Annotated in this window: 5 protein-coding genes and 1 pseudogene; 2 read left to right on the top strand and 4 right to left on the bottom strand. The window is 63.5% G+C overall.

Features of this window, described 5'->3' with window-relative positions; all coding sequences use genetic code 11:
* Nucleotides 1-100: 100 nt before the first annotated feature.
* Both Q8N40_RS19310 and Q8N40_RS19315 read right to left on the bottom strand, forming a co-directional pair.
* A complete protein-coding gene (locus Q8N40_RS19310) occupies nt 101-1,783 on the bottom strand; it encodes a putative bifunctional diguanylate cyclase/phosphodiesterase (RefSeq protein WP_371135748.1) in 1,683 nt (560 codons plus the stop codon).
* Nucleotides 1,784-2,071: 288 nt separating this feature from the next.
* Nucleotides 2,072-3,034 (bottom strand): sensor histidine kinase, encoded by a 963-nt coding sequence (locus Q8N40_RS19315; protein ID WP_305320674.1) that lies wholly within the window; start codon nt 3,032-3,034, stop codon nt 2,072-2,074.
* Nucleotides 3,035-3,222: 188 nt separating this feature from the next.
* Between Q8N40_RS19315 and Q8N40_RS19320 the strand changes: the two genes are divergently transcribed.
* Complete coding sequence (locus Q8N40_RS19320) at nt 3,223-4,068, top strand: SDR family NAD(P)-dependent oxidoreductase (RefSeq protein WP_305320675.1); 846 nt, start codon at nt 3,223-3,225, stop codon at nt 4,066-4,068.
* Nucleotides 4,069-4,179: 111 nt separating this feature from the next.
* Nucleotides 4,180-4,683, top strand: a complete 504-nt coding sequence (locus Q8N40_RS19325; protein WP_371135746.1) for a cupin domain-containing protein — start codon at nt 4,180-4,182, stop codon at nt 4,681-4,683.
* A gap of 80 nt (nt 4,684-4,763) precedes the next feature.
* Here the strand turns inward: Q8N40_RS19325 and Q8N40_RS19330 are convergent, their stop codons facing one another.
* Nucleotides 4,764-6,140, bottom strand: a complete 1,377-nt coding sequence (locus tag Q8N40_RS19330) for a cytochrome P450 (protein WP_305712941.1) — start codon at nt 6,138-6,140, stop codon at nt 4,764-4,766.
* 108 nt (nt 6,141-6,248) lie between these two features.
* Nucleotides 6,249-6,572: pseudogene (locus Q8N40_RS19335) on the bottom strand (flavin-dependent oxidoreductase); the annotation flags it as partial.

Below are 6,572 nucleotides of genomic sequence, written 5' to 3' on the forward strand. Positions count from 1 at the left end.
TACAAGCCACAAATGGCATCCCGGTTAGGAAATCCGGTTACTTAAGGTTTAACGCGGCGCGTCCTGCACGCCGACTGGCAGCCGTTGCCGAATGGAACGCTCAGCGGCGATAGCGCTCGCCGCGAGCGTGGGTCGGGCGGTTTTCCTGCGGCGGGCGGCTCGCCAGGCTGGCGCGCGCCTCGCTGGCGACGGGTATCGATGGCCGCAGTTCTTCCAGGAAGATCGGCCGCGAGAAGTAGTAGCCCTGCGCATAGCGGATCTTGGTGGCGGCCTGCAGGTAGGCGAGTTCCTCGAACGTTTCGATGCCCTCCGCGATCACGGTCATGCCGAGCGCCTCGCTCAGCGATTCGATCGCCCGCAGGATGCCCTGGCTGCGCGGACGCTTGTGAATGTCGGTGATGAAGGAGCGGTCGATCTTGATTTCGTCGGCGGTGATGTCGGCAAGCGCCGACAGCGACGAATAGCCGGTGCCGAAATCGTCGATCGAAATCCGCACCCCCAGTTTCCGGAAGATCGGCAGGATCTCGTCCTGGAAATGGGTCTTGGTGACGAAGGCGTCCTCCGTCACCTCGATCATGAAGCGCTCGGGATAGCCGGTGGCCTCCAGGGCCAGCGCAAACGCCCGCATGAATTCCGGGTTGCAGGCCTGCTTGGCCGCGACGTTGATGCTGATGGAGGCGTCGGGGCCGAAGGTCTCGTTGATCAGATCGATCGACTTGACGATTTCGGCCAGCACCAGATGGGTGAGCTCGTCGATCAGTCCAAGCTCGACGGCGAGATTGATGAAAGTGCCGGGGGCCTGAATGACGCCTTCATCGTCGCGCAGCCGCACCAGCGCCTCGATGCCCTTGATGTCCTGGGTGCGGATGTCGACCTTGGTCTGGAAGGCGCAGCAGAAGCGCTTCTCCAGGATGGCGAGCCGCAGCGACTGCTCGACCTTCATGCGCGCCAGCGCTTCGCGCTCCATGCCGGAATCGAAGAAGGCCGCCGAGCCCTTGCCGTCGTTCTTGACGCGGTACATCGCGATATCGGCGTTCTGGCGCAGCAGGTCGTAGCTGCGGCCATGCTCGGGATAAAGGCTGATCCCGATCGAGGTCGAGGCGAAGATTTCCGATCCGTCGATGAAGTACGGAGCCCGCAGCCGCTCCAGCGTGAACCGGATGTATTCCGCCACCTCCTGCTCGCTCTGGATCGGGTTAAGCAGCAGCAGGAATTCATCGCCGCTGATTCGCGACAGCATGTCCGTTTCGCGCAGGTCCATCCCGAGACGCTTGGCGACCTCGATCAGCAGCGCATCCCCGAGCGGATGGCCGTAATAGTCGTTGATGTGCTTGAAATTATCGATGTCGAGAAAGGCCAGCGCGAAGCTGCCGTGCGGCTCGTCGCGCTTCAGCAGACTGTTGACGCGGTGTTCGATCACGCCCCTGTTCGGCAGGCCGGTCAGTTCATCGTAATAGGCCGACCGGAACAGCTGATCCTCAAGGGCCTTTTGCTCGCTGATGTCGGCAGAACTCGACAGCAACAGGTTGCGGTCCGCGATTCGAACCGGCCGGTGGGTGGTGAGAAAGACCTGCCTGGCCTGGTCGCTGTTGACGCATTCCTCCGCAACGGCGTGGCTGCCGGTGCGCAGCAGCTCCATGCCGGTGGTGCGGCGATGGTCCAGTTCCTTCGAGGCAGGCGACTCCGCTTCGCTCCCGGCCATCCCGAGCTGGGCCGCGGCGGCGTCGTTCACCAGCAGGAAGCGGCCCTGCTCGTCCTGCACCGTCACGCCGGTCGGAAGCATTCTGAAGACATCCCTCAGAATCCTCAATTCGGTAGCGAGAGCGAGTTCGCTATCGCCTTCGGTCGCGGCGATCCGCTGCTCGTGTTGGGTCCGGCTTTGCATGGCGCGGACTCTGGCGGAAGCTCTTGTAGTTTTGGTTAAGTGGAACTCAAAAAGTCGGCTTCACTTGTGCGAGTATACGATTTGAACGGTATCCGCCTCGATCGTCATTAACAGAACTCTAACGCGATTTCGCAACGCCCTGTCGCGGGTAAATGTGGCCCGCGCGATGCCCTAAAAGGAGGCGCTTCAGCTCGCGGGCATGCGACACTGCATCGTGCAGTGTACCCCGGTCTTCAGAAAAGCAATTTCGGTCTTGCCGTCGAACGAGGTGAGCGCCGATTTCAACAGCTTGGTGCCGAAGCCGGCCGCCCCGACGCTTCCGATCGGAGGGCCTTCGGTCTCGTCCCAGGCGATGTTGAGACGATCGTCTGTCACCAGCCACGATACCTGCAAGAGGCCGCGCGGCGAGGAAAACGCGCCGTATTTGCCGGCATTGGTGGCGAGCTCGTGGAATATCAGGGCGAGGCTCACCGCCAGCTTGTCGGGAAGGAACAGCGGGCTTCCATTCAGGTTGAACCGGACATGGCCGTAGGGTCCGAGTTCGGAGATCAGGAGATCCCTGATGTCGCAACCCCGGCCGTCGACGCTGGCGATCAGGTCATCGGTCCTGGACAGTGCTCGCAGCCGCTGATCGACGCCGGCCCAGATTTCCGGCCGGTCATGCAGCACCTGGCGCAGAACGGCGTGGATTGTCGATAGTTTATTCTTCAGCCGGTGCTGCAATTCACCGACAATGAGCTTGCGATACTCCTCTTCCCGGATCAGCCGCTTCGAAATCTCGCGCTGCTGCGAAGCGATCGAGCGGTAGTGCTCGACGCCCCATATTGTGAGGGCGCAGGCGATCAGGTAGGCGGCCAGCAGCGCCAGTCGGGCGAAATCGGCCGTAGCCTCGCCGAAATTCAGCGTCATGCCAAGCGCGCCGCCGGCCAGCGCCGTCGCGATTCCGAGCCGGAAGCCGCCGAACACGGTGGCAAAGACTACGGCCGGAAAATACGGCGTGAAGAATACATCCGGCCGGATCAGGGACAGGCCCCACCGCGCCGCGGTCGAAAGCGCGAGGCAGCCAGCCGCAAATCCGATGCCGAGATACGGCGATGGCGGGGATATTCCCCGCCAGGCCAGCCGAAATTCGTCGATCAATTTCCCCATGACTGACTTCAGCCGATCAGCGAATCCAAAATAAGGCCGAGCATAGAGCAAATTCCCGCCATTCGCGGCCGGGAACGGCGTTAGCCGTCCTCGTATCGAGGACGCTGCCACGCAACAAAGCATGGCTTGCGTAGTTCCGGCAGTCCGGAGATAAATTCAAATCAAGAGCGATCAAATGGGAGAACGACATGGGACGGCTGGACGGCAAGGTCGCGGTGATCACAGGGGCGACGAGCGGCATCGGACTGCGCACCGCCGAGATTTTCGTCGCCGAAGGCGCCAGGGTCGTCATCGCCGGGCGGCGCGTGCCGGAGGGTGAGGCGCTGGCCAAAAAGCTCGGCGCCAACTGCGTCTTCCGCCAGACCGACGTCATGGTCGACGAGCAGATCCGCGCGCTGATCGAGCTGTCGGTCGAGAAATTCGGCCGCATTGATTGCCTGTTCAACAATGCCGGCGGCCCGGCGCAGACCGGCGGCATCGAGGGCCTCGACGCCGCCCGCTTCGACGCCGCGATGGTGACCCTGGTGCGCAGCGTGATGCTCGGCATGAAATACGCCGCGCCGCATATGCGAAAGCAGGGCTCCGGCAGCATCATCAACAATGGCAGCATCGCCGGACGGCTCGCCGGCTATTCCACCTCGCTGGTCTATGGCGCGGCCAAGGCCGCCGTCATCCATCTCACCAAATGCGTGGCGATGGAGCTCGGCGAAGTTGGCATCCGCGTCAACTCGATTTCCCCCGGCGTGATCGCCACCGGCATTTTCGGCAAGGCGCTGGGCCTGTCCGTGGAGGCGGCGGAGAAGACGCCCGAACTGATGCACGGAGTCTACAAATCGGCGCAACCGATTCCGCGCGCCGGACTCCCTGAGGATATCGCCCACGCCGCGGTGTTTCTCGCCAGCGACGAGTCCAGCTTTATCAACGGCCATGATCTCGTGATCGACGGCGCGATCACCGGCGGCAAGAACTGGACGGTGCAGCAGCAGGGCTATGTCGGGTTGCGCGAGAAATTTGAGAAGGCGACGGGAGGGTAGTCGCCGTCATTCCTGTGCGCCTCGAGGAGGCGAACCCGGAATCCCAGGATTCCGGGTTCGATGCTTCGCATCGCCCCGGAATGACGGGGAGATGGAATTGAGGAGGTCATGATGTCCGCAACATTCGCCGCGTCGCTCGGTCAAACCCCAATCCGCCCGCTGCATCTGGCCGTCATCGCCGGCCTCGCCTGCGCCTTCGTGATCGGCAAGGCCTTGCCATCGACGATGGACGCCATCTCGGCGGCCATCGCGCCGCTCTGTGCCAGCAGCTCGCCCACGGGATCGACCCTCGATGTCGTCGAGCCGATCGGCTCCTACGCGCTGCCGAACGTGCCGGGCAAGCGCGTCACCATCGTGCGGGTGTTCTACGGCCCCGGCGGCTTTACCCGCGCCCATCGGCATGCGGGCTCGGTCACCGCCTATGTCACCAGGGGCGAGATCCGCTCGCAGCTTGGCGGCGGTCCGGTCGAGACCTTCAGGGTCGGTCAGTCGTTCTTCGAGCCGCCGGGGGCGACCCATCTGGTCTCGGCCAATGCGAGCAATACCGAGCCCGCCGAATTGATCGCGGTGTTCGTGGCGGACGAGGGCGCGCAGCTGACGACGTTTCTGGATTAGTCGTCATCCCCGCGCAACGGCGAAGCCGTTGCGCGGGGATGACGGCCAGAGTGGCGGAGAGGCAGCCATCAAGTCCAATCTCATACCGGCTTCAGCGTCACCCGCAACCCGTCGCGCGGCTTCGGGATCGGCCACATCTGCCAGTCCGGGGTGTAGCCCGGCTCCAGCGAGACCTCGAGATTCTGCAGGAAGTGCCGCGCAAAGCATTTCGCCTGCATGTAGGCGAAGTGCAGCCCGAGGCACATATGCGCGCCGCCGCCGAACGGCACCCAGGCAAAACGGTGTCGGCCGCGTTGCGCCTCCTCGGTGAAGCGCATGGGGTCGAAGGTTTCGGGATCGGGCCAGATCTCGGGCATGTGGTGGGTGAACAGCGGATTGACACCGAGCATGGCGCCGGCCGGGATCGCGTAGCCCTTGAAGGTGAAATCGCGGACCGCGCGCCGCGGCATCGACGGCACCGGCGGCTTCAGCCTTAGCGCTTCCTTGAAGGCCATCTCGGTCAGCTTCATGGCCTCGAGATTGTCGAGGCTGGTCGGCTCGCCGGCGGCGACGCCCAGCCCCGCTACCTCTTGGCGCAGCCTGTCCTGCCATTGCGGACTGGCCGCCAGCGCCCCGATGAACGATGTCAGCGACGACGTCAGTGTATCGTGTGCCGCCATCATCAGAAAACTCATGTGGTCGACGATATCCTGCGTCGACAGCAGCGCACCGTCCTCGTGGGTGGCGTGGCACAGCTGCGAGAACAGGTCGTCGCCGCCGCCCTTGGCGCGGCGGATAGGGATCTGTTCGGAAAAATAGGCGACGATGCGCTTGCGGCCGTTGACGCCGCGCGCCATCGCCGTGCCGGGCAGCGGCTTGCGGATCACGGCGACCGAGGCCGCCACCATATCGACGAAGGCACGGGTGATGTCGTCGACCTCGGGCCCGATGTCGGCGCCCAGGAACGAGGTCGCGGCGAGATCGAGCGTGAGCTGTTTCATGGCGGGATAAAGCAGCATCGGCCCTGGCTGCGCCTTCCACTGCGAAACCCGTGCCGCGATGCCGGTGTCGAGATCGGCAAGATAGGATTTCATCGGCCCCGACTTGAAGGCGACCGACAACGCGCGACGGTGCAGCCGATGTTCCTCGAAGTCGAGCAGCATCAATCCGCGCGGAAACAACAGCCCGAGAATCCGGCCCCAGCCGTGCATCGAGGAAAACAGCTTGGCCTGGTCGAACAGCACCAGTTCGTTGGCTTCCGGTCCGAGCAGGGTGAGGCTGGTTTCGCCGAACAGGTGGCTGCGATAGACCAGCCCGTATCGCGCCGCTGCCCGTTCGACCTGACCCTTGGGATCGGCGAGCACGTGAAGCGTCTTGCCGATGACCGGCCAACCTTCGTCACCCGGAATATGCGTCAGCGAATTGCGCTTCGGCGGGGTGAAGGTGAAGGCGGGGGAAACCACACTGTGCATCGACATGGCAATTGCTCCTGATGGTCGCGGTCCATCTCAGTCAGGAAAATACGGCTTTGTCCGGGTTCTGCAAAGGTGATCGAATGAACCGGCGCGCAAAATCGCCGCGTCGCGTTACGCCTTCCGCTTGGCGGCTTCCTTCTGCAGATCCGGTGCGTTGATGGTCGGGATCGCGACGCGGCCCGGGCCGGTGAGCGAAAGGGCGGCGGCAGCCTTGTCGTTTTCCATGATCTTGGCCATCACGGCCTGGCCGGCACGCTCGAACACCGCGCGGTTCTCGATCAGGAATTTCTGCGACTCGCGCAGTTTTGCGATATGGCCGTTGATCTCCGGCACCACATAGCGCGCCACCATGTCCCAGCTGCGGCGGGTATTTTCGGGATTGGCCCAGTCGTGCACGAAGCCGACGATGGTGCCGACGCCGCCGGAGACTTCCAT

The sequence above is a fragment of the Bradyrhizobium sp. genome (genome assembly GCF_030693485.1).
In the GTDB taxonomy this organism is placed as follows: Bacteria; Pseudomonadota; Alphaproteobacteria; order Rhizobiales; family Xanthobacteraceae; genus Bradyrhizobium.